The sequence below is a fragment of the Lentibacillus kimchii genome, assembly GCF_042666895.1.
GTDB classification, from domain to species: Bacteria; Bacillota; Bacilli; order Bacillales; family Amphibacillaceae; genus Lentibacillus; species Lentibacillus kimchii.
Window position 1 is genome coordinate 1 of sequence record NZ_JBHTGR010000024.1, and the last position, 23,322, is coordinate 23,322.

Here is a 23,322-nt window from a genome sequence, read left to right on the forward strand (position 1 = left end):
TAGTTCAACTACCATTATACAAGATTTGGGGAGGTACTTCCTTTTTTACGTTTTTAAGTCCTTGCGCCGCAAGGGCTATGAATTATGAAATTCGCTCAAATAATCCCCCAAAAGATTCTTTGTTTTTTCGGCATCATTAGGAATCATCATCTTTTCTTTCCCTTAAGGAAAAAAGAAAAAGGAATGGAAAACAACCACATATTATAAATATGACTCCTGTCAAAATGCCATCTGTTGTAGAAAACCCTTCACTAAACGAGGTGAGAGTGCCAACGATAATACTAATTAACGCTAAAGTGATAAATGAAATCACTAATCCCTTTTTAGCAGATTTTTTATTACTTTCGTGATCTACACTAACATTCATTGATAAAAATGCCAGTACGATCGTTGAAACTATAAATACAATCCAAAGGGGATCATCTTTCATCCCGTCCATACCTTCTGCAACAAAATCATATCCTAAAATGCCTATGATACCAATTGTTTGAACAGCATATGCTATCCTTATTTTTTGCAAGTTTTTTGATATGAGTCGTTCATCAGTGGTCAATGACAAAAATGCTAATATAACTGTTGATGCTATAAATACAATCCACAAGGGATTTTCTTTTACCCCAATCATTCCATTGGTTATAAAGTTATACCCTAATATAGCCACCATACCAAGTGTTTGAAGGGCATAGATAATACGTATGTTCTTCAAATTTTGCATTATTAAACGCTCATCATTTATTCTTTGTATCTTCACTTTCTTATTCCTCCCTATCTATCCAAAAAACATCATCTAAGGTTTTATTTACCGCATAGCAAATATTAAGACACAGTTTTAAAGTTGGATTATATTTCTCTTTTTCAATCAAACTAATTGTTTGCCGAGTAACACCTGTTTTCTCAGCTAATTGTTGTTGAGTTAAGTCAACCTGGACACGAGCAACTTTCAAATTATTCTTCAATGTTTTGGCGCACCTCCTATTTATATAGTAACATATATTTTACATTATTCAATATATAAATTACTTAAATCAATGTATACATTACATCTGAACATAAAAATAAGCCATCTCTGTAAGATACCTTTGAAATATTAGTGTGATTTAATTGTTATGGACAATCTGGCCCGATTATGGCACATCGCTATGCCACAAACGTGCCCGTTTCTTGAGCAATAATATCATTCAAAAAGGCGCTCGTCTTTATCGCTTAATTTAATACTAAAAGTAAGAAATGGAACGAAAATTAGACTTAGATATCCTAGTGTAAATAACTTTTGTGTTTTTATAGAAATATATTGTTTTTCCCCGCAGTTGGGGCAACTTTTACCGTTCTTTGAGAATCCGGGCGATAAGATTTCTTTGGTTTTCCATTTATAATTACAGTAGGTGCACCGTGGCATTAAATCACCATAACGCTAGCTTCCATTACCTTTTAGCTGTAGTAATTTTATAGGGCTGATGCCAATATAAATAATGATGCTAGGTATTTGGGGGTGGAAGACTAGTGAATTCAAAAAAGTTAAAAGGCATCATGCCGTTGCTGTTGTTATGTTTGGTTTTGACTGCTTGCGATGAGCTGAAGCTGGGCGATACGTTCACACTAGATAGGACGGCTCAGGGTGGTATGACGATCAGCTCCAAGGAAAGAATAGCTGAAAAGACGCAGGCCCTTCAGGAAAAGGGTGGCGCCGATGCTGTAGAGGAATATCTCGATCTTAGCGAAATGGCCAGTTTTAGTAGCGGGACTGTCGTAAGAGTAACAGACTTCAGTGATGATATGGTTCAGATCCAAAACACGAAGCCGAAAGCGAATGGGATGAAAATATGGCTGGCTAAAGAAAAATTGAAAAAAGTGATGTAATCCGAACGGTGAACGGGTCTATCGGACATTTTTATTGACATTGATAATCATTTTCAATTATCATTAAACTCGAACAGTTAGTCGACAGAGAAGGATAGAAGGAGACGACCGCTATGATAAAAAAGATTTTTCCGTTCCTTTTATTGCTTGTCCTTGTGCTTAGCGCCTGCGGGAGCGGCGATTCCAGTGATGAAGCCAGTGATCAGGCAAAAGAGCAGGGAAATGAGAATCAGGATGAACAGGCAACCAGAACGTACGAGTCGCAGAACGGTCCAGTTGAGGTGCCGAAACACCCGGAACGCGTTGTCGTGCTTTCAACCTATGCCGGTGATCTAGCGTCTCTCGGTGTTAATGTCGTCGGAGTTGATAAATGGACGAAACAAAGCTCCGTGCTGAAAGATGAATTAGGCGATGCTGAGGTGGTGTCCAGTGACAATCTGGAGGGCATCATTGATTTGAATCCCGATTTGATTGTTGGCCGGGAAGGGGCAAATACGAAAAACTTGGATAAGCTTAAGGAAATCGCGCCAACCGTTACCTATGAATACGGCAAGTTAGACTATTTAGAGCAGCATATCGCTATCGGGAAGTTAGTGAATAAAGAAGACAAAGCGAAAGAATGGGTGGAAGATTTCAAACAGCGAGCCGAGAAAATCGGCAATAAAATCAAAGATAAAATTGGCAAAGACGCGACCGTTTCGGTTATGGAAAACTTTAATAAGCAGTTCTATATAGCCGGTCAAAACTGGGGACGCGGCTCGGAAATAGTGTATCATGCCATGGATTTGACCATGCCTGATAAAGTGAAAAAGGCAACTGAGGAGAATGGCTATCAGGAAATTTCCACAGAAGCTGTGCCTGAGTATGCCGGGGATTACATCGTGCTGAGCCGGGCGCCGGGTACGGACAGTGCATTCCAGAACACCGAAACTTAAGAAAATATCCCAGCCGTGAAAAATGATCATGTGATTAAAGTCAATCATAATATCTTTCAATTCAATGATGCAATCAGCCTTGATTACGAGCTGAACGTATTTAAAAAAGCATTTCTTGGCGAATCCTGATATCTAATGGAGCAGCTTTTCCTTGTGAAAGAAGGGAAAGCTGCTTTTTTTGTGCTGCAGCTCTTGTTATGACTTTTAACCAACTGCACCAGGAAAATTGTTCAAAAAACTGTCATTGCTATTTGTTAAAAATGGAATTATTATAAAAATGTAACCATTAAATGAATCGGGGAGGGACGACAATGAAAAAAGGTTTATTGGCCATGCTGGCGCTGGGACTGGTACTGTTTTTGGCAGCTTGTGGCGGCAGTGACGACAGCGAAAGCAGTGACAGCAGCGACAGCAACGGGTCTGAGGAAACAGAAACTGACAGTGGTGATTCAACCGAAGCATCCGGCAGTTCATTAGATATAACAGCTACCGACTTTGAATTTAATCAAGACGAATACACGGTATCTGCAGGTGAGCCTGTAGACATCTCGCTGACAAGTAAGGAAGGAACGCACGGCTTAGCTATTGATGAATTCGACGTCAACATTGAAGGTGAAGGTGAAGCATCATTTACACCTGAAGAATCAGGCGAATATACCATTTACTGCAGTGTCCCTTGTGGAGAAGGACACTCCGACATGAAATCAACATTAGTAGTTGAATAACATCTTAAAATCAAGAAGCTGTTCTGAACGAATGGCTTCTTAATTTTTTACATAAAGGCGTCCGGAAAAGTCATCATACTTCCGGATGCCTTTTTTCATGAGCCGGCCGTTTTTCGGCCATAATGGACATAAACGGTAGTTCAATGTACTACACAAAAACGTTAGATTGACATATATACATTAGGGGGGTATAGTATGAAGTAAGGAAACAAAAAGAAGGTGACCTAGTTGGATGAGGAAATGAACGGCATGCAGTCGGATAAACAGCCTGTTATGCCGCGCACAGATAAGGAAAAAGATCAAATGACCAATCGGCTGAATCGGATCGAGGGTCAGGTGCGCGGTCTTCAGAAAATGATTGAAGAAGACCGTTATTGCATCGATATTTTAGTACAAATCTCTGCGGTCCAGGCAGCTTTAAATAAAGTGGGTTACACCGTCATGGAGCGTCACGCAAAAACATGCGTCTCTGATGCGATACAGTCTGGAAATGGTGACGAATCCATTGAAGAACTCATGAAGGTGATTAAACAGTTTGCTAAATAGGAACGGAGGTGACTTATATGGAACAGAAAGAATTATCGGTAGATGTCACGGGTATGACCTGTGCCTCATGTTCAGCACGCATCGAAAAAGTCCTAAATAAGATGGATGGCGTCGATGCGCAGGTTAACTTGGCGACGGAACATGCTAAAATCCAGTATGATACGGCGAATGTCGAGCCGCAAGAGCTTGTCGGCAAAATTGAAAAGCTTGGTTATGGCGTCGCTGCGGAAAAGGTAGAACTTGATGTTCAGGGGATGACGTGTGCTTCCTGCTCGAGCCGGATTGAAAAAGTTCTGAACCGGACGGAGGGCATCGACGCCGCCAGCATTAATCTGGCGACCGAATCAGGAACGGTCTCCTATGAACCCGGCGCCGTGTCGCTTGATGATATCATCGGCAAGGTGCAGAAACTGGGCTACGATGCTGTCGTCAAACAAGGTCGCGGCGGACAGGAAGAACGCAAGGAAAAAGAGATTAAATCCAAAGAGATTCATCTTGCTATTTCGGTTCTGTTAACGCTGCCGCTTTTTTATACCATGCTGGGGCATATTGGCCTCCCGGTACCTGCATTGTTTGAAAATATGTGGTTCCAGTTCGCGCTTGCAACCATCGTCCAGTTTTATATTGGCTGGCCATTTTACAAAGGGGCCTACACAGCCCTTCGCAGTAAAAGCGCCAATATGGATGTCCTGGTCGCACTTGGGACATCGGCTGCGTATTTTTACAGTGTTGCTGGCATGATTGCATCTCTCGTGACCGGCAGTACGCCCGAGCTCTACTTTGAAACGAGTGCCATGCTGATCACGCTGATATTGGTCGGCAAGTTGTTCGAGACATTGGCCAAAGGACGTACAACGACGGCCATTAAGTCTCTCCTGAATCTTCAGGCAAACGAGGCCACTGTCCTCCGAAACGGGGAAGAAGAAAGCATTCCCGTTGAAAATGTGCAAGTTGGCGATGCGCTTATCGTTAAGCCGGGTGACAAGATTCCGGTTGACGGACGTATCGATGAGGGGCAAACATCCGTTGATGAGTCGATGATTACCGGCGAATCGCTGCCCGTTGAAAAAGATCAGGGAGACCAGGTGATTGGCTCCACGATTAATAGAAACGGCCGGCTGCAGATGACAGCCGAAAACGTCGGGGAAGATACCGCATTGGCTTCGATTGTTAAAACGGTTGAAGATGCGCAAGGGTCAAAAGCACCGATCCAGCGTATGGCCGATAGAATATCGGGTATTTTTGTTCCCATTATTGTCGGCATTGCTGTTGTGACTTTCTTGGTCTGGTATCTTTTAGTTGATCCGATGCAGTTAACGCCGGCGCTTGTTGCCTCCATCGCGGTGCTGGTTATCGCCTGTCCATGTTCACTTGGCCTTGCGACACCAACATCGATTATGGTCGGCACAGGCAAAGGAGCTGAACAGGGCATCCTCTTTAAAGGGGGTGAATACCTGGAAAGAACACAAGCTGTCGATGCTGTATTACTGGATAAGACAGGAACGGTCACCAAAGGCAAACCGGAAGTAACGGATTTCTTATCGTTCACACCGGATGAGCAAGGACTCTTGGAAACACTCGTTGCAGCGGAAAAAGGTTCTGAGCACGCGCTGGCCGGGGCCATTGTCGCTTACGGTACTGAAAATGGCCTGGAAGCAGGTACAGCTGATGATTTTGAAGCGATACCCGGTCATGGTATTAAAGCAACAGTAGGCAATAAACCAGTCGCTATCGGTACCCGCCGATTGATGGAACGCGAGGATATTGATGTTGCGGCACACGATGATGACATGACCAGATTGGAAGCAGAAGGCAAAACTGCCATGTTTATCGCTGTATATGGTGCTGTGCAAGGTATTGTGGCTGTCGCAGATACGGTTAAGGATACGTCCAAGCAAGCCATTACAGACCTTCACAACCTGGGTATCGACACCTATATGATAACCGGCGATAATCAGCGAACCGCCGAAGCCATTGCGCAGGAAGTCGGTATTGACGGGGTATTTGCTGAAGTCCTGCCTGAAGGAAAAGCAGACAAAGTTACCGAACTGCAAAAACAAGGCAGAACTGTTGCCATGGTTGGGGATGGCATCAATGATGCGCCTGCCCTTGCGACTGCTGATATCGGCATCGCGATTGGCACAGGCACCGATGTCGCTATCGAATCAGCTGATATTACGCTGATTGGCGGTGACCTTGAAAACCTAAGCAAAGCTGTCAGCCTCAGCCGCAAAACGATGCGCAATATCCGTCAGAATCTGTTCTGGGCTCTGGCTTACAACTCAGCTGGTGTGCCGATTGCAGCACTCGGATTACTCGCACCATGGGTGGCCGGTGCAGCGATGGCATTCAGTTCCGTATCTGTTGTGACGAACTCACTGCGCCTCAAGCGCGTACAAGTATAAGTTATCGGGACTGGGACAAAAGACAAGAGTCATAAGCCCGCTCCGGAAATAGACGCCGCTTTCCGCGGGCGGCTGGTGAGCCTCCTCGTGCTTCGCACTCCGGGGTCTCACCTATCCTTTGCTCCCGCAGGAGTCGGCGTCTTTTCCTCCGCTGAGCCGTAGTTTTGTTCATCTTGGGGGCTGGTCACTTAAATTCTGTCCCGGCCCCGACAAATATCAAAAAGGAGTGTGTACTAATGGCACAAATACAATTGAACGTAAAAGGCATGGATTGTGGTCATTGCAAGACAGCGGTTACGAATGCATTGGAAGAACTGGACGGTGTGACATCCGCCAATGTATCCGTTGAAAACGGGACAGCGGACGCCGAGTATGATGATTCCAAAGTAACCTTTGATCAAATGAAAGAGGCTATTGAAGATCAAGGCTATGATGTTGTAGCTTAAGTCCATGACAAGGCTCTTGATCGGCTGCCCTGATCAAGGGCCTGTTTCCTTAATGGGAATGCCGGTGATGGAAAAGAATAATGTACCGGAATAAAAGATGTTATCCAACTGTGAATGTCATCATCTTTGTTGTCATTCACTTTTTTATAAAATACTACATACGGTACGGTGGTATCATAAACATTGTCTAAAGAGGTGAAAAACATGTCAAATCATGATAACCACAGCCAACATCATCATGATCATCAGGATCACACCCAAGAGACACATAACCAGCATCATGATCACGAAGGTCATGGTGGCCATGATCATCACGATCACGGAGATCACCACGCTCACATGGTAGAGGATTTCAAAAAACGCTTCTGGATTTCTATTGTTGTAACCATTCCAATTCTTCTGCTGTCTCCGATGCTTCAGAGCTTTGCTGGGGTGGATTGGAGCTTCCCATTTGATCAGTATATTGTATTTGTGCTGGCGACATTCCTATTCTTTTATGGCGGCTGGCCGTTTATTACTGGCGGGATCAGCGAACTGAAAGAGAAGAATCCAGGCATGATGACCTTGATTGGTCTTGCCATTCTCGTGGCCTATGTTTACAGTTCGATGACTGTTTTCGGCTGGGAAGGCAGTGATTTCTTCTGGGAGCTGGCTACATTAATTGATATTATGCTGCTCGGCCACTGGATTGAGATGAAATCAGTTATGGGTGCATCAAATGCTCTGGAAGAACTGGTTAAACTCATGCCGAATGAAGCGCATAAACTTGATGAAGATGGCAACACGACCGATGTTCCGACATCAGAATTACAGCAGGGGGATCACGTACTGATCAAGCCGGGTGAAAAGATACCGGTTGACGGTACGATTGATGAAGGTCAATCGGCTATTGATGAATCCATGCTCACCGGGGAATCCGTGCCTGTTGAAAAGAAACAGGATGATGAAGTCATAGGCGGATCCATTAATAAAGAGGGGTCGATCAAAGCTACGGTCGAGAAAACGGGGGAAGATTCCTATCTGTCGCAGGTCGTAACGATGGTCAAAGAGGCGCAGGAATCCCAATCCAGAACGCAGGATCTGACCAACCGTGCGGCCAAATGGCTGTTTTATCTTGCGCTTGCTTCCGGCTTTATAACATTGTTTATCTGGATCGGACTGGGTTATCCATTTGACACGGCTTTGGAGCGGATGGTGACAGTGATGGTCATTACGTGTCCGCACGCACTTGGACTCGCAGCCCCATTGGTGGTAGCTGTGTCAACGTCTATATCAGCCAAACGTGGTCTGTTAATCCGCAACCGGGCTAATTTTGAAGGCGCGCGTCAATTGAATGCCGTTGTTTTTGATAAAACAGGCACTCTGACACAAGGCGAATTTGGCGTGACGGAAGTGATTGCGAACAACGGCTATGAAAAAGATGATGTTTTGACATGGGCTGCCAGTCTGGAGCAAAACTCCGAACACCCGCTTGCGACCGGTATGGTCAGCTCAGCGATGCAGCAAAATCTCGAACTTAAAACAATCGAAACCTTTGAATCCATTACCGGTAAAGGCATCGAAGGGACGATTGAGGACCGCAAAGTTAATGTTGTCAGTCCCGGCTTTGTCCAAAACAGTCATATGACGTATGACCAGGAAACATTTGAACAGCTGTCCGGTGAAGGGAAAACGGTCGTTTTTGTCCTGCTGGATGATGAATTGATCGGCATGGTTGCCCTGGCCGATATGGTGCGGGAAACAGCGAAAGAAGCTGTTTCATCACTCAAACGTAAAGGTATTGAGACCATCATGCTTACTGGTGATAATCAAAAGGTTGCCGATTGGGTTGCCGGTCAGCTCGGCATTGATGAGGTTTACGCCGAAGTGTTGCCTGATGATAAAGCTAATCAAGTGAAGACGATCAAAGAGAAAGGCTGGAAGGTGGCCATGACAGGCGATGGTGTTAATGACGCACCTGCACTTGCGACAGCGGATCTAGGCATTGCGATTGGCGCCGGAACGGATGTCGCCATGGAATCGGCTGACGTTGTCTTAGTCAAAAGCAATCCGAATGATGTGGTATCACTGATGGAGCTGTCCCGAAAAACATACCGCAAAATGATTCAGAACCTGTGGTGGGCAGCCGGCTATAATATTGTTGCGATCCCACTTGCCGCTGGTGTATTAGCGCCGATTGGCATTATCCTCAGCCCCGCCGTTGGAGCTGTATTAATGAGCCTGAGCACCATTGTTGTTGCGATTAACGCTAAATTGCTGAAAGCCTAATGAAAAGATGCCCTGAAGCCTATATAGCTTCAGGGCATGTTTTGTGCGATGTTTTTTAAGGCGGCGCATAACTGCATAAAATAAATGTTTTTTTAGCAGCGTGGTTATGCAAAAAAAGAAGCTATTCTTTTAGAACAGCTTCTTGAATTCAATGAGTTATTCAACAACCAATGTTGATTTCATATCTGAGTGTCCTTTACCACACGGGACACTGCAGTACATGGTATACTCGCCTGGTTCTTCAGGTGTGAAGCTTGCCTTACCCTCACCTTTTATGTTCACGTCAAATTTATCAATGGCTAGGCCGTGATTGCCTTCCTTGCTTGTCAGCGAGATGTCGACCGGCTCACCCGCAGATACCGTGTATTCGTCTTGATCAAATTTCCAGTTGGTTGCTGCTATATCCAATGAGTTGCCGGATGCTTCACTTGAATCACCACTATTTTCTTGTGTTTTTTCGGATCCATTACTGTCACTGCTGCCACTATCGTCATTGCCGCTGTCGCCACCGCCGCAAGCTGCAAGAAACAGAGCGATTCCCAGCACCAGCATGACCAATAAACCTTTTTTCATTATAGTACCTCCTTAACGTTTAAATACTTTAACAGTTATAATATCTGCAATAATGTCGTTTTTATGAGAAAACCATTCAATCTTTTTAACATCTGATCATAAAAAACGCCTTTATGCTTTGATCGGCATAAAGGCGTTTTTTATTTATAGTTTCACATGTTTTTATTCGGGCATGCCCATGATAGCCTTAGGTTCAAGGTATTCTTCAATGCCGAAATCGCCCCATTCGCGGCCGATACCGGATTGTTTGAAGCCGCCGAATGGCGCTGAATAGTCCGATGGTGCCGCATTGACCGTGATTTGGCCGGCGCGGATACCGGTGGCTGCTTTTCTTAGAGCCTCTGGATCCTTGCCTGCGACATAACCAGCCAGGCCATAAACCGTGTCGTTCGCGATCTCAATAGCATCATCAAGCGACTCATAGGTGATGATGGTGGTAACCGGGCCAAAGATTTCTTCCTGCGCAATGGTCATATCATTGCTTACATCGGTGAAGACGGTCGGTTTGGCGAAATAGCCCTTGCTCACGCCTTCAGGGTTGCCGGTTCCGCCTGCGAGGACTGTGGCGCCTTCATCGATGCCTTTCTGAATATAGCTTTGGACGCGGTCCTGTTGTTTTTTCGCAACGAGCGGTCCGATCTGGTTATCCTGTTGTGGATCGCCAACGGCCAGTTGAGCCACTTGTTCTTTCATTTCTGCTTCAAATGATGCTTTCATGTTTTTCGGCACAAGCACGCGGGTAGCGGCTGTGCAGACTTGTCCGGTGTTCATCGTGATATTGGATACCGCGATGCCGGCTGCTTCTTTAATATCCGCATCATCCAGCACAATCAGCGGTGACTTGCCGCCCAATTCGAGTGCGACTTTCTTGATATCTTTTGCTGCGTTCTCCATCACTTTGCTGCCGGCGATACCTGAGCCTGTATACGAGACGAAATCGATATCGGGATGTGAACTGATGGCATTGCCAACTTCTTGACCCGTGCCATTGACCAGGTTGAAGACGCCTTTTGGCAGGCCTGCCGCTTCAAAGATCTCAGCCAGAATCATCGCAGCATATGGCGTGATTTCTGCTGGTTTTAAGACGACAGTGCTTCCGGCCGCAAACGCACTTGCGATTTTAGTCGACGTCTGGTTGGTCGGGAAGTTCCAAGGGGTGATCAGTCCGCTGACACCGATAGGCTCTTTCATGATGGTTGATTTCTCACGTTTCTCACTAAAGGAGAAGTTCCGCAGTTCCTCAGCTGCCTGTTTAAAGTGGGAATAGCCCATCATAAAATGAACGTTTTCCGATACTTTAAGCGGCGCGCCAAGCTCTTCGGTCATGACTTCGATCAGCTCATCCTTGCGCTTGGTATACTCATCAGCAATTTTCTCTAACAACTCAATGCGATACTCACGGGATGTCTGGGCAAATGAAGGGAAGGCGCTGCGTGCTGCTTTAACAGCCTTATCCAAGTCTTCTTTTGTACCAGCGCTGATATGGCCCATAACTTCTTCCGTCGCTGGGTTCATAACCTCCATCGTCTGTGAACCAGTCGATTCAACCCATTCCCCGTTTATATAATGCTTCAGATTATCGCGCATAATCATGATAGCTCCTTTTGTGTAAAAATCTATTTTCACGGCAATACCGTACCAATCCGCAGCACAGGTTGGTACAGTATTGTCTTTAAAATGTGTTTCACAGGGTATATACCCAACTTACTCACTGTGGTAAACATTTGTTTATCGACTCAGTGAGTGGCATGCGTGTGGTATGATGGAGGGAAAAGGAGGAAATAATTTATGAATTCAAAAAACCTTGTAACAACATTTGAAAATGCAAGACAGTATTTTCCGGCGTTGTCCGATGACGTGGATCAAAACAAACTGTCTTATTTCGATAATTCAGCTGGTACACAAGTTTCTAATTATGTAATCGATAACATCACGAATTTCCTCATAAACCATAATGCTCAGAAAGGAACCATTTTTAAGCGGGAAGAATGGATGTCGCAGAAAATTGTGGAGGCGCGTCAGTTGGCTGCTGACTTTATAGGAGCTAAGGATCATACGGAGATAGCTATCGGCTTAAATGCCTCAACCTTTTTTCAAATGCTAGGCTATGAACTGGGTCAGGATCTTGATGCGGGCGACCATGTCATCGTAACGGATACGGGACACTGGAGTAATATTGACCCGTGGCAGGCACTGACTGATAAGGGTGTTCATGTTCATGTCTGGCAGCCGGACAGTCATGGCAATCTGGATTATGAACAATTCGGAGAGTTATTGACATTAGCGCCGAAAATCGTTGCGGCAGGCTGGGTATCGAATGCGACAGGCACCATTTTTGATATGAAGAAAATAACGAAAATGGCGCATGAAGCGGGTGCTCTTGTCATTGCAGATGCTGTGCAGCAAGTACCTCATCTTCCGACAGCAATTAAGGATGCGGATGTTGATTTCGCTGCTTTCTCCAGTTACAAAATATTCGGCCCCCACTTAGGATTCTGCTACTTTAACAGGGATCATCTGGACCGGCTTGATGGCTATAGAATGCGAGATAGCTTAACGCATGATGCGACAGCATTTGAAATTGGCACTCAGAATCATGAGGGGATTTTAGGTTTTAAAGGTGCTATGGATTATCTGTCTCAGCTCTACAATGATGCCCTGAGAAATGGCCTTTCGGAGCAGGAAATCCCGTTATCTCCAGATGTGAGTCCGAAGCGGCAGGCGTTATACAGTGCTATGTATTGGGTGAAGGAATATGAACAAATGCTGTCGGATTACTTTTTAGAGCAATTGGAAAAACTGCCTCATGTTGAGTTGTATGGCGAATGGTCCAGAGATAAATTGGCGTCCAGAGTGCCGGTTTTTTCGTTTAATTTAGAAGGCTGGCGGCCAGAAGAAATCGGCGAAAAATTAGATGGCTTTGGTATCGAAGCACGCACAGGCAATTTTCATAACGCCGTCGTTAAGCATTTAGCAAAACGATTTAACGGGTCGGCTGTCCGTATCAGTATGATTCATTATAATTCATTTGCAGAGATTGACTATTTATTTCAATGTCTAGAGCAAATGGTGACTGATCACGTTGAGAGTGGATCTTGAGTCAATCATCCTGTTAATTATTTAAATCGAGTCGATAATACCTCCTGTACAAGTTGACAAAATTTTAAGATAAGAACTATAATTAGACTATTACTTTAAAAATGTCAGTTATTTTAAACTATTTTGATATATCTTAAAAAGTAATGAATACTTACAGGAGGAGGCGTTTTTATGAATGCGATATGGCTGGCAGCATTTGGATTTATTGCATTTTTTGTAGGTTATCGCTATTATTCTAAATTCATTGCGACGAAAATTTATAAACTGGATCCTAAGTTTAAAACACCAGCGCATGAATTCGAAGACGGGGCCGATCATGTCCCCACGAACAAATTTGTCTTGTGGGGTCATCATTTCACCTCGATTGCGGGGGCTGCCCCGATCGTTGGTCCTGCCGTTGCAGTGTTCTGGGGCTGGCTCCCGGCACTGCTGTGGGTAGTTGTCGGAACGATTTTTGCGGCCGGCGTGCACGATATGGGTGGAATCGTTCTATCAGCGCGGCACAAAGGTCAATCGGTGGGAACAATTGCTCAGCGTTTGATCGGACAACGGGCTAAGGTGCTGTTTTTATTTATTATCTTAATTCTATTGATTATGGTCATTGCGGTTTTTTCCTGGGTGATCGCCAATCTTTTCGTCGGCTTTCCATCCAGCGTGCTCGCGATTTTCATTCAAATGCCTATAGCGGTCTGGATCGGCGTCTCCGTTTACAAGAAAAAAGGCAGCATGCTCGTGCCGTCGCTGATCGCGCTTTTGGTGATGTACGGGGCCGCCATAGTGGCGAACTATGTGCCTGCACTCCAAATTGACTTAATCAGCTATTTCGGTGGTGCGGATAACGACGTGGCCTTTGGGTTGACCGGGCATTCAATGGCATTCTTAATCTGGATTGTGGTCTTGATGGTCTATGTCTATATTGCTTCGACCATGCCGGTTTGGAAATTATTGCAGCCGAGGGATTTGATTAATTCCTATCAGCTGGTGGTCGGTTTGGCGATTTTATATTTAGGCTTGTTTTTCTCACAGCCAAACATCCAGGCGCCCGCAATGAATGGCGATGTGAGCACCCCTTGGTTTCCGCTGCTCTTTGTCACGATTGCCTGCGGTGCGATTTCCGGCTTTCACAGCCTGGTCGGATCAGGCACGACAGCCAAACAATTAAATAAAGAGCCAGACGCCCGCTTTGTGGGTTATTTAGGCGCTATTGGTGAAGGAGCCTTAGCCTTAGTTACCATTATTGCGGTCATTACAGGATTCGGTTCCGAAGGTGAATTCCTCTCTGCTTATACGGATTTTAATACAGCCAATGGTATTGGGCTGGATAACTTCGTCAGCGGTGCTGGTGCATTGGCAACGGGTGTTGGCATTCCGCCGGGATTGGCCGAGACGATTGTATCGATTATGGTTGTCAGCTTTGCCGCGACAAGCCTTGATACTGCCGTCAGACTAACACGCTATATCATTGCAGAACTCGGTTATGACTATAAGATTCCGTCCTTAACGAATGCGCATGTTGCGACCTCTATCGCGGTTGTATTAGGTGCGGCACTGGCCTTGATTCCACAGGGACCCAAGGGATTTGGCTCAGGTGGCTATCTGCTCTGGCCGCTGTTCGGGACGGTGAACCAGCTTTTGGCCGGAATTACGCTCATGCTCGTTTCCATCTGGTTAATCAATAAAGGACGAAATGCCTTGCCCGCCCTGATTCCGATGGGATTCATGCTGATTATGACGATCTATGCCATGACGCGGCAGCTCCTCTTTGACTGGATGGGCATTGGCGGCAGTGAAAGCCTCGATCCGTTATTGGCTGGTTTGGGAGCCCTTATTCTAATCTTTACGATTTGGGTGATTATCGAAGCCATTCGGATTTTCTTTACAAACAGACCCAAAAACAATGATTTGCAATATTACAATGAAAAGTAATTGAACTATAGTGACATACAATGAGGTTTAGAATCGAAAACATCAGAATTCCCATTTTCTTGTGCTATCTGCGCTGGAAATGGGAATTTGTCCAGGCTTCCCTTCTAAATTAAACGAATATTTCCTTCATAAGTGTAAAAAATAGCTTTAACGAATCATTCTGGAGGGAATTTATCATGGAAACAAACCACAATACGAAATTGACATCTGCCGAACATTCCCAGCTTTGGATAGGCTATATGCAGGATAGTATGTCTATCCGTACTTTGAGCTACTTTTTGCAAACCGTTGAGGATCCAGATATCCGCCCCGTCATCCAGCAAGCTTTAGATCTTTCTCAGGCGCACATTCCCAAGGTCGCCGCTTTATTCCAATCCGATAACCGCCCAGTTCCCATTGGGTTTTCCGACCAGGATGTCGATTTAAATGCGCCTCGTTTATTTTCCGATGAATTTATGCTAAATAATGTGAAGCAAACAGCGCAAATGGGAATGCAAATGTATGCGCAAGCCATCGCCCATAGTGCACGTCAGGATGTTCGGAATTATCTCTCTGAAGCCCTGAATGAATCCTCTCGGCTCTACGATCAATCGCTTGATGTTTTATTAGCCAAGGGTATTTATGTTCGTGCGCCTTATATCGATACGCCGGATCAAGCTAGTTTTGTTAACCAGGAAAGCTTTATGGCCGGGTGGTTTGGGGAACAAAGGCCATTGACCGCATTAGAAATCGGAAACCTGTATGCCAATATACAGCGAAATTCACTGGGGTCTCATTTATTAACGGGATATGCGCAAACAGCCCATTCGAAAAAAGTGCAGGATTATCTAAAGCGTGGCCGTGATATAGCCTCCAAGCATGTACAAACCTTTACCCAAACGTTACAAGAAAATGATCTCCCTGCGTCTGCACCATGGAACGATCCTGTAACGGACTCGACTGTCGCCCCTTTCTCAGAAAAATTAATGATGTTCCAAACGTTAGTGACAAATTCAATTGGGTTTGCCTATTATGGAACCAGTGCATCCACCTCGCTGAGACGTGATCTCCCCGCTCTTTACAGCCGATTAATGGCAGAGATCGGGAAGTATGTTAATGATGGAGGCGAGTTAATGATCGACCATGGATGGCTGGAAGAGCCTCCGCGAATGATTGACCATGATGAACTCATGAAAAACAAACATTAATTATAAAATCAGCTGGATTATATATGAAATAGGCAAGGGACGTTAGCTTCATATCAAAAATAATCCAGCTGCTGTAACGTATGGTCAATTGAAATCACGTTCATGTGCCTAGCATCTAGTCAATAAATTGTTTGTTGACGAGGTCACTGAAGTCTGGTTGTTCTTTGAGGAATTGCAGGTCATAGGATGAATCGCCGAATGCCTGGATGGTATTAGCATTAATGTCGGATTCAAAGTCTATGCGTTCCCATGCGCTTTCCATAACATCGCGCTCGAGTTTTTGGCCGGTGATATCATCTATAGCATTAATCGTCATATCAATTGCCTCATCGGTATGGTCATTTGTATAATCAATTGATTCCTGATGTGCATCAATCAGACTTTGCACCAGTTCTGGATCATTGTCTGACAGCTCGGAACTTGTTACAAAGACTGCAGCCGGAAGCGTCTCTCCGAAAGAGATGTCATCAGAATCAATCACGACATTCGCATTTTTTTTGGATTCTAAAACAGATCCCCATGGCTCCGGTGCTGTCGCAACATCGACATCATTATTTTCAAACATCGTCGTATATTGAGCCGGCTTTCCCGTGACATGATTCATCGTGCCACCTGTTCGTTCTGATGTCACGCCTAAATCTTTCATATACGTCTCAAACTGAACATCGTGCGTGCAGCCGACACGCGGCGAGATGAACGTATCTGAGTCAATATCCTGCGCCGTCTGAATGTTACTGCCATCACGGGAAACAATGACCGTCCCTCCGGTTGATGATGCCGCGATCATTTCAACATCCACACCGGAAATATAATTGTTCATAGCCGGACCTGGTCCGACAAGGCCGCCTTCGATTTCACCAGCTGCAAGAGCTGTCATGAATTCGGAACCATCCGGAAATGTCTGATAGTCCACATTGACATCATCACCTAAGTGGTCTTCATAAATGTTCTTTTCTTTGGCAATCATAGCAGGCGCATGATTGAGATTCGGAAAATAGCCAATTGTCACTGTTTGTTCAGCCTCTTCTGAACCTGAGGCTGTTGAATCATCGCCGCAGGCTGCCAAAACCAGAGTCAAACCGATCACAGCGACTCCCAGTAGTTGTTTTTTCACGTTTAAAAACTCCCCTCTTTTTAAGATACTTCGCTCATCATTCCCCAGCGTGTCAGGATCTTTTCTTCAACCCGGTGAAAGACTAATTGATCAACAACTGACCCAATCACCCCTATGATGATAATAATCCCGATAACGAGACTCATATTATTAAAATCCGACGCGTAAGAAAGGGTGTAGCCAAGACCCGGACCGGAACTCATCAGTTCAGCTGCCATTAAGGCACGCCAGCTGAACGCCCAAGCAAGGCGCACACCGGTAACCGCATGCGGGATCGCTGCCGGAAAGATCACGCGCCGGAACAGATCTGCCCCGTTAGATCCCATGGTGCGGGCAGCCTCTAAATACATCGGATCAACATTTTTGACCCCTGTGCGCATATTCATCGTCATCACAAACGTTCCCCCGATGACCACGACGAAAATAATGGAGGTCTCACCAAATCCGAACCAAATAATCGCAAGCGGTACCCACACAATACTCGGCACACTTTGTAAAGCGAGTATCATGGTGCCCAATGTTTCATCGACTGTTTTCACGGTTGCTAGTAACAACCCTAAACCCGTTCCTATCGCAATCGATATCACAAGGCCGATCAATAAATGACGGAAGCTCGCCAACAGATCATAAACAAGCGTCATATCCGCAAAACCTGAATAAAGCGACTGATAGACTGCATAAGGGCTTGGAATCATGGATTCAGGCCAAATACCGATCAGCACAATCACTTCCCATAACACGAGCAGCATCAGAAAGAACACGAGACGTTTAATGATGACTCGCATCGGACAACGCCTCTTTCATAACGGTATTGATTTCACTTTTTAATAAACTCGAAATCTCTGTTTCTAATGCTGCCATATCTTCTTGGTTTCTTGGACGGGTCAGTTCAACCCGCTTATCTGCCATAACGGTGCCTGGCCGTGCACCCAACATAATGATCCGGTCAGATAATTTAACCGCCTCACGAATGCTGTGCGTTATAAATAAAACCGTCTTGCCTGTTTTTTGCCAAATCCATTCAACCCAGTCCTGCAGAACAATCCTTGTTTGTTCATCTAACGCACCAAATGGTTCATCCATGAGCATTATTTGCGGGTCCATAGCAAGCACCCGGGCGATGGCTACGCGCTGCTGCATACCACCGGACAATTCATGCGGAAAATGATCCAGAAAACCACTCAGCTGCACCATTTGTAAATATTCCTGCACACGTTCGAGCTGTTCTTGTTTCGGCATCGTTTTTCTCAGCGGAAATCGGACATTATCCCGGACATTCAACCAAGGAAACAGGGCTGGTTCCTGAAAAACGACACCCCGATTTGGGTGTGGTCCGGTAATGGGATTGCTATCTAAGGCTATCGTTCCGGATGATGGATGCTTGAGACCGGCGACCAGGGATAATAGCGTTGATTTTCCACATCCCGATGGTCCAAGAATCGAAACAAAAGACCCTTCTTCAATCGTCAGGTTAATATCATCAAGCACGGTCAGCGGCGGTTTCTTTTTCTGTTCAAACTGCTTCGTAAGCCTATCAATCTGCAGATCCATCGATGACCTTCACTCCTTTAACCTCATAATTCCTATAAATTTAGTAAGATTTAAACTGTATTGTAGCACGTTACCCATCCTTTGCCAACTGTTTTTTATATAATTCTGACTAACGGTGTATTTTTAAAATATGTCTGATCTGGAAGGATAGAAACAAGGATCCTATACCCAAAATAGCCATTACTCGGGTTTCTGACAGGAACAACTTATGAAGGAATCTTGTCTTTACAGGAAGCGAGAAGTAAGCTAAAATCAGGCCAAAATCATAGTAAAATGATAGGGAAAAAGGGTTATAGTGAAAAAAAGGGGGAGAAGGTGATGAAAAAACGAACAAGTTTCTTCCAAAAAATTCTGGATGCGATCGAACGGGTTGGCAACAAACTTCCGGATCCGTTTATCATATTTGTCATACTAGCTGTATTAATGCTGTTTGTTTCCTTTGTCTTCAATTTATTCGATGCGTCCGTCGTTCATCCCGGTACGGGCGAGGAAGAACCGGTCAAAAGCCTTCTTTCCGGAGAAGGTCTGCAATTTATTCTCACCTCCATGATTGATAACTTTACCGGTTTTGCGCCGCTTGGCATTGTTATCGTCATGATGTTGGGGATTGGACTCGCGGAAAAGGTTGGCATGCTTGATTACGCCATCCGCAAGACCATCATGAAAGCACCGGGCGCCTTGCTGACGTATTTGCTTGTCTTTGTTGGCATTATGGGTAATCTTGCTGCAGATGCCGCCAATGTGCTGATACCGCCCCTGGGTGCGCTTGTCTTCTATAAGGTCGGACGTCATCCGCTCGCGGGACTGGCAGCTGGTTTTGCCGGTGCCGGTGCGGGATTTACGGCCAATTTGGCGATAGCAGGGACCGACGCGGTATTGTCTGGTCTAACAACGGAAGCAGCTTCAATTGTGAACGAGTCTTTTGTCGTGACACCGGCAGACAATTGGTTTTTTAACATCTTTTCGACTCTTGTATTGACGGTTGTCGGCGGATTAGTGACGTCGCGCGTTATTGAGCCGAGACTGGGAACGTATGACGGTGACGCAGCTGAAGAGGAAGAGGAGGAAGAATTGCCTCATGCCAAAAGAGGGATCGTCCTCGCGCTGATAGCGGCTTTAGTTTATGCGGCGATCATTTTTGTTTCGCTTATTCCGCATGACAGTCCGCTCCGCGGGGAGAATGGAAGTATTACCAACTCGCCGTTTCTCGACGGGATTGTTCCGCTGATCTTTTTCCTTTTCGTGATCATGGGGGTCACGTTTGGCATGACAGTCGGGAAGATCCAGAAAAGCAAAGACGTGAGTCACTACATGGGCGAGGCGATGAAGGATATGACGAATTTTATCGTGCTCGCATTTGCCATTGCGCAGTTTGTTGAATTCTTTTCCTGGTCGAACATGGGCGTTTGGGTGGCTGTTCATGGTGCCAATTTCCTGGAATCCATCAACTTCACCGGTTTTGGACTTGTGGTCGGCTATATTATTTTCACCGCTATCATGAACTTATTCATTACCTCCGGATCAGCTAAATGGTCGATTGAAGGACCCATATTTGTGCCGATGTTTATGCAGCTGGGCTATCACCCTGCATTTACGCAAATCGCCTATCGTGTGGCCGACTCGTCCATGAACATCGTGACACCGCTGTATCCTTATATGATTATTGTGCTGTCGTTTATGCAGCGATATGATAACAAGGCGAACATTGGAACATATATTTCCTTGATGCTGCCTTATTCGATCGCATTTCTCATCAGCTGGATTATATTACTGGCCATCTTCTATTTCACAGGCATGCCTTATGGCCCTGGGGTGCATACGTTTATGTAATGAGGACATAGATCATTCATTTTTGATAAGGCCTCCATTGAAAAAATGGTGGATGATCGGGCTACTAGCAAACATCAAATAATCCCTCATGCACCTGCTAAGGTGCATGAGGGATTATTTTTATGGTTATTATCAGAAATGTCTTTACAAGGGGCAAGGCGTAAGCTATAATCAAGTCATCGTTTAATTCCAAGTAAAATGATCGGAAAAGAAGGGATGGTGGATCGAAGGTTTTTGTGCTTGTATTAACTGTTGATTTTTCGCTGAATCATTTAGCAGGTACAGACAAAAGATTTGGAATCTGAGAGTGAATGATTGTTCATGAGGGGGACTTAATAGTGGCGGTATTTCACGTTTTGATCATTCTTGCCGTATTCTTGCTCATTTGTTACGGCTTGTTCAAAATGCAAAGGAAGCATGTTTCATTTGGAAAACGCGTTTTACTCGCGTTAGTCGTTGGTATCGTTTTCGGGCTTATTGTCCAGCTTTTGTATGGACCGACTTCAGACATCGTTACCAGTGCCATGGATTGGGTTAATATCGCTGGTAATGGCTTCGTATCCTTATTGCAAATGTTAGTCATGCCTATTGTTTTCTTTTCGCTTTTGCGAGCCTTTACGAGTTCTAAATTCACAAAAGGCTTTGGAAAAATTAGTGGCATATCCGTAGGTGTCTTAGTTGGAACAGTTATCATAGCAGGGGCAATAGGTGTTGCGTCTGCTGGTATTTTTGAACTAAAAGGTCTTGAATTTACAAAAGGTGATGAAGAAGCAGAAGCTATCGCAGGCATTGAAGATAGGGCAGGCGATATAGAGGATAGATCACTGCCGGAAATGATTGTGGATATGGTTCCCAATAATATATTTTACGATTTTGCTGGGGAAAGAAGTACGTCAGTCATTGCCGTTGTTATATTTTCAATTATAGTTGGCATAGCGTATATGGGTATTAGAAGAAAGCAGCCCGATCAAGCAGAAAAATTCGGGGCAGGGATTGAATCCATTTTTCATATTGTGATGAGAGTTGTAACGATCGTATTGCGTCTGACGCCATATGGCATTCTTGGATTAATAGCCAATAAGGCTGCGACAAGTGATATATCGACATTTGTGAATCTGGGGTTATTTATTATCGCGTCGTATTTGGCCATCATTCTTATGTTCCTCGTTCATATGCTGATCATTCGTTTTGCGGGCTTAAATCCAATGACGTACATTCGAAAAGGAATGCCAGCACTCATAATGGGATTCTCGTCTCGTTCCAGTGCGGGGACCTTACCTCTTAATATCGAAACACAAAAGAAAAATTTCGGCGTTTCAAATGGTGTTGCCGATATAGCCGGAGCTTTTAGTGTCACGATTGGACAAAACGGATGTGCTGGCATATATCCTGCCATGTTAGCGGTTATGGTTGCACCTGAAGCAGGTATTGATCCTTTCACGCCTGGATTTATTGCGATGTTACTGATTGTTGTGGCTATAGGATCATTTGGTGTTGCAGGAGTTGGCGGTGGAGCAACCTTTGCTTCGATTATCGTCTTATCAACGCTGAATCTGCCTATCGCTATTGTCGGGCTGCTTATTTCGATAGAACCGCTTATTGATATGGCGCGTACAGCATTAAATGTTAGCGGCGGTATGTTATCAGGTGTGTTGACAGGGAAAATAACAAATAACCTTGATAAAACGATTTATAATGAAAAAGAAAACCAAGTAGGTCAGGAACAGCGTCTATCAAGCTAAGATAATTGATGGAATTTGACTATTATTTGATGAGGCGTTCGAACATCTATAATAGATACAATCAAAGCCTATCACAGAAATACCTATACGGATTGAAACGATTGACTGATTGACTAGGGATCAGTCAGGGGAGGCGTTATAGGATTTGCAAAAAGGAAAGCCAATTGAGGTCGAGAATCTTCATGGCGGTGCACTGAATATGGCGAAAGAAAAAGGTTTGACGCTTCCGTTCATGCGATCCATCTATGCATTGTTAAAGCCGTATGAAAATGGATCAAGCTTCGATAGCACGGTTTAATTAGTCACCGCATATTTTAACATCAGTAATATAAAAGTATCATTAAATACTACCATTTAGACTGTGGTTACCAGAGAAATAATCCCTCACATATTTGCTAAAGTGCATGAGGGGTTATTTTTATGGTTATTGTCAGAAATGATAAACGTCCATATTATCCGGGCGTGACAGGCACCTGCTGGATATAATGTACCGGCACAGTATTGGCTATTTGCAAGGCATGGATACTGGCACGGATCATTCTCTGGAACAATTATATGCTATGTTATAATAATATGAGGTGAACAAAATTCTTCCGAGGTGATATAAATGAGTGTCAGATTTCCAATTGGGGAATTGCAAGTTCCTGAAACAGTGTCATTAGAACATATTGAGGAATGGCTGAATGAAATCAAAACGTACACGAGCAGACTAAGAGAGACTGCTGGCTCCTTAAGTGACGAGGAATTAGCGAAAACATACCGTGAGGGTAGCTGGAACGTTCGTCAGCTTGTCCATCACATTGCCGATTCGCAGCTGAACATGTATCAGCGTTTGAAAATGGCGCTGACCGATGACAATCCAACCGTCCCTGATTTTGACCAGGAAAAGTGGGCTGTTCAGCCGGATACGGAGCTGCCTGTCGACAGTTCGCTTAACATGCTGGAAGGTATCAACGAACGCATCGTCGCGTTAGGATCCCGTTTAACAGAAGACCAGCTTGACCGGGCTTTTACACTCCGGGGAAAGGGCGAGACAACCGTTGCCACCAAAGTCGCGAAACTGGCCTGGCACGAAGAACACCACCTAGCCCATATCAAGATTGCTCTATCCCATTGAG

Annotated in this window: 21 protein-coding genes and 1 pseudogene; 14 read left to right on the top strand and 8 right to left on the bottom strand. The window is 44.9% G+C overall.

Features of this window, described 5'->3' with window-relative positions; all coding sequences use genetic code 11:
• Positions 1-136: 136 nt before the first annotated feature.
• The 3 genes from ACFQU8_RS09255 to ACFQU8_RS09265 all read right to left on the bottom strand — a co-directional run bounded on the left by ACFQU8_RS09255 (position 137) and on the right by ACFQU8_RS09265 (position 1,396).
• Positions 137-751: a hypothetical protein gene (locus tag ACFQU8_RS09255; protein WP_382359003.1), complete on the bottom strand. Its 615-nt coding sequence runs from the start codon at positions 749-751 to the stop codon at positions 137-139.
• Between the two features lie 4 nt (positions 752-755).
• Positions 756-956 carry a helix-turn-helix transcriptional regulator gene (locus ACFQU8_RS09260; RefSeq protein WP_382359005.1) on the bottom strand — a complete coding sequence of 67 codons (201 nt, stop codon included), beginning with the start codon at positions 954-956 and terminating at the stop codon, positions 756-758.
• Positions 957-1,174: 218 nt separating this feature from the next.
• Entirely contained in the window at positions 1,175-1,396 is a 222-nt protein-coding gene (locus ACFQU8_RS09265) for a TIGR04104 family putative zinc finger protein (RefSeq protein ID WP_382359007.1), read from the bottom strand.
• 104 nt (positions 1,397-1,500) lie between these two features.
• On the opposite strand from ACFQU8_RS09265, the gene ACFQU8_RS09270 reads away from it, so the two are divergent.
• From ACFQU8_RS09270 to ACFQU8_RS09300, 7 genes and pseudogenes are all read left to right on the top strand, one after another.
• Positions 1,501-1,857, top strand: coding sequence for a hypothetical protein (locus tag ACFQU8_RS09270; protein WP_382359009.1), 357 nt, complete (start codon positions 1,501-1,503; stop codon positions 1,855-1,857).
• Between the two features lie 113 nt (positions 1,858-1,970).
• Positions 1,971-2,921: pseudogene (locus tag ACFQU8_RS09275) on the top strand (iron-hydroxamate ABC transporter substrate-binding protein).
• Between the two features lie 182 nt (positions 2,922-3,103).
• A complete protein-coding gene (locus ACFQU8_RS09280) occupies positions 3,104-3,517 on the top strand; it encodes a cytochrome C oxidase subunit II (protein ID WP_382359012.1) in 414 nt (137 codons plus the stop codon).
• A gap of 249 nt (positions 3,518-3,766) precedes the next feature.
• Positions 3,767-4,063: a metal-sensing transcriptional repressor gene (locus ACFQU8_RS09285; RefSeq protein WP_382359103.1), complete on the top strand. Its 297-nt coding sequence runs from the start codon at positions 3,767-3,769 to the stop codon at positions 4,061-4,063.
• A gap of 17 nt (positions 4,064-4,080) precedes the next feature.
• Entirely contained in the window at positions 4,081-6,468 is a 2,388-nt protein-coding gene (locus tag ACFQU8_RS09290; protein ID WP_382359015.1) for a heavy metal translocating P-type ATPase, read from the top strand.
• A 236-nt stretch (positions 6,469-6,704) separates the two neighbouring features.
• Entirely contained in the window at positions 6,705-6,914 is a 210-nt protein-coding gene (copZ, locus tag ACFQU8_RS09295) for a copper chaperone CopZ (RefSeq protein WP_382359017.1), read from the top strand.
• A gap of 204 nt (positions 6,915-7,118) precedes the next feature.
• Positions 7,119-9,182, top strand: coding sequence for a heavy metal translocating P-type ATPase (locus tag ACFQU8_RS09300; RefSeq protein WP_382359020.1), 2,064 nt, complete (start codon positions 7,119-7,121; stop codon positions 9,180-9,182).
• 156 nt (positions 9,183-9,338) lie between these two features.
• Here the strand turns inward: ACFQU8_RS09300 and ACFQU8_RS09305 are convergent, their stop codons facing one another.
• Together ACFQU8_RS09305 and ACFQU8_RS09310 are read right to left on the bottom strand one after the other, a co-directional pair.
• A complete protein-coding gene (locus tag ACFQU8_RS09305) occupies positions 9,339-9,755 on the bottom strand; it encodes a cytochrome C oxidase subunit II (protein ID WP_382359023.1) in 417 nt (138 codons plus the stop codon).
• A gap of 162 nt (positions 9,756-9,917) precedes the next feature.
• Positions 9,918-11,342 carry an aldehyde dehydrogenase family protein gene (locus tag ACFQU8_RS09310; protein WP_382359026.1) on the bottom strand — a complete coding sequence of 475 codons (1,425 nt, stop codon included), beginning with the start codon at positions 11,340-11,342 and terminating at the stop codon, positions 9,918-9,920.
• A 201-nt stretch (positions 11,343-11,543) separates the two neighbouring features.
• On the opposite strand from ACFQU8_RS09310, the gene ACFQU8_RS09315 reads away from it, so the two are divergent.
• The 3 genes from ACFQU8_RS09315 to ACFQU8_RS09325 all read left to right on the top strand — a co-directional run bounded on the left by ACFQU8_RS09315 (position 11,544) and on the right by ACFQU8_RS09325 (position 15,967).
• Positions 11,544-12,854: an aminotransferase class V-fold PLP-dependent enzyme gene (locus tag ACFQU8_RS09315; protein ID WP_382359029.1), complete on the top strand. Its 1,311-nt coding sequence runs from the start codon at positions 11,544-11,546 to the stop codon at positions 12,852-12,854.
• A gap of 171 nt (positions 12,855-13,025) precedes the next feature.
• Complete coding sequence (locus ACFQU8_RS09320; protein WP_382359032.1) at positions 13,026-14,780, top strand: carbon starvation CstA family protein; 1,755 nt, start codon at positions 13,026-13,028, stop codon at positions 14,778-14,780.
• 176 nt (positions 14,781-14,956) lie between these two features.
• Positions 14,957-15,967, top strand: a complete 1,011-nt coding sequence (locus ACFQU8_RS09325) for a DUF3231 family protein (protein WP_382359035.1) — start codon at positions 14,957-14,959, stop codon at positions 15,965-15,967.
• Positions 15,968-16,082: 115 nt separating this feature from the next.
• On the opposite strand, the gene ACFQU8_RS09330 is transcribed toward ACFQU8_RS09325, so the two are convergent.
• Genes ACFQU8_RS09330 through ACFQU8_RS09340 form a run of 3 tightly spaced genes read right to left on the bottom strand, consistent with a single transcriptional unit; the run spans position 16,083 to position 18,632 of the window.
• Positions 16,083-17,081, bottom strand: coding sequence for an aliphatic sulfonate ABC transporter substrate-binding protein (locus ACFQU8_RS09330; RefSeq protein WP_382359038.1), 999 nt, complete (start codon positions 17,079-17,081; stop codon positions 16,083-16,085).
• 20 nt (positions 17,082-17,101) lie between these two features.
• On the bottom strand, positions 17,102-17,866 hold the full coding sequence (locus tag ACFQU8_RS09335) for an ABC transporter permease (RefSeq protein WP_382359041.1): 765 nt from the start codon (positions 17,864-17,866) through the stop codon (positions 17,102-17,104).
• Positions 17,850-18,632 carry an ABC transporter ATP-binding protein gene (locus ACFQU8_RS09340; protein WP_382359044.1) on the bottom strand — a complete coding sequence of 261 codons (783 nt, stop codon included), beginning with the start codon at positions 18,630-18,632 and terminating at the stop codon, positions 17,850-17,852. Before ACFQU8_RS09340 ends, ACFQU8_RS09335 begins: the two co-directional genes overlap by 17 nt.
• Positions 18,633-18,950: 318 nt before the next feature.
• Here ACFQU8_RS09340 and ACFQU8_RS09345 point away from each other — a divergent pair, with 318 nt between their 5' ends.
• From ACFQU8_RS09345 to ACFQU8_RS09360, 4 genes are all read left to right on the top strand, one after another.
• Positions 18,951-20,462, top strand: a complete 1,512-nt coding sequence (locus tag ACFQU8_RS09345; protein ID WP_382359047.1) for an AbgT family transporter — start codon at positions 18,951-18,953, stop codon at positions 20,460-20,462.
• A 404-nt stretch (positions 20,463-20,866) separates the two neighbouring features.
• The gene (locus ACFQU8_RS09350; RefSeq protein WP_382359106.1) at positions 20,867-22,204 is read left to right on the top strand and encodes an L-cystine transporter; all 1,338 of its coding nucleotides are present in this window, start codon (positions 20,867-20,869) and stop codon (positions 22,202-22,204) included.
• Positions 22,205-22,349: 145 nt separating this feature from the next.
• Complete coding sequence (locus ACFQU8_RS09355) at positions 22,350-22,502, top strand: ketopantoate reductase C-terminal domain-containing protein (RefSeq protein WP_382359050.1); 153 nt, start codon at positions 22,350-22,352, stop codon at positions 22,500-22,502.
• A 309-nt stretch (positions 22,503-22,811) separates the two neighbouring features.
• Positions 22,812-23,321, top strand: a complete 510-nt coding sequence (locus ACFQU8_RS09360) for a YfiT family bacillithiol transferase (protein WP_382359053.1) — start codon at positions 22,812-22,814, stop codon at positions 23,319-23,321.
• Position 23,322: the final 1 nt, after the last annotated feature.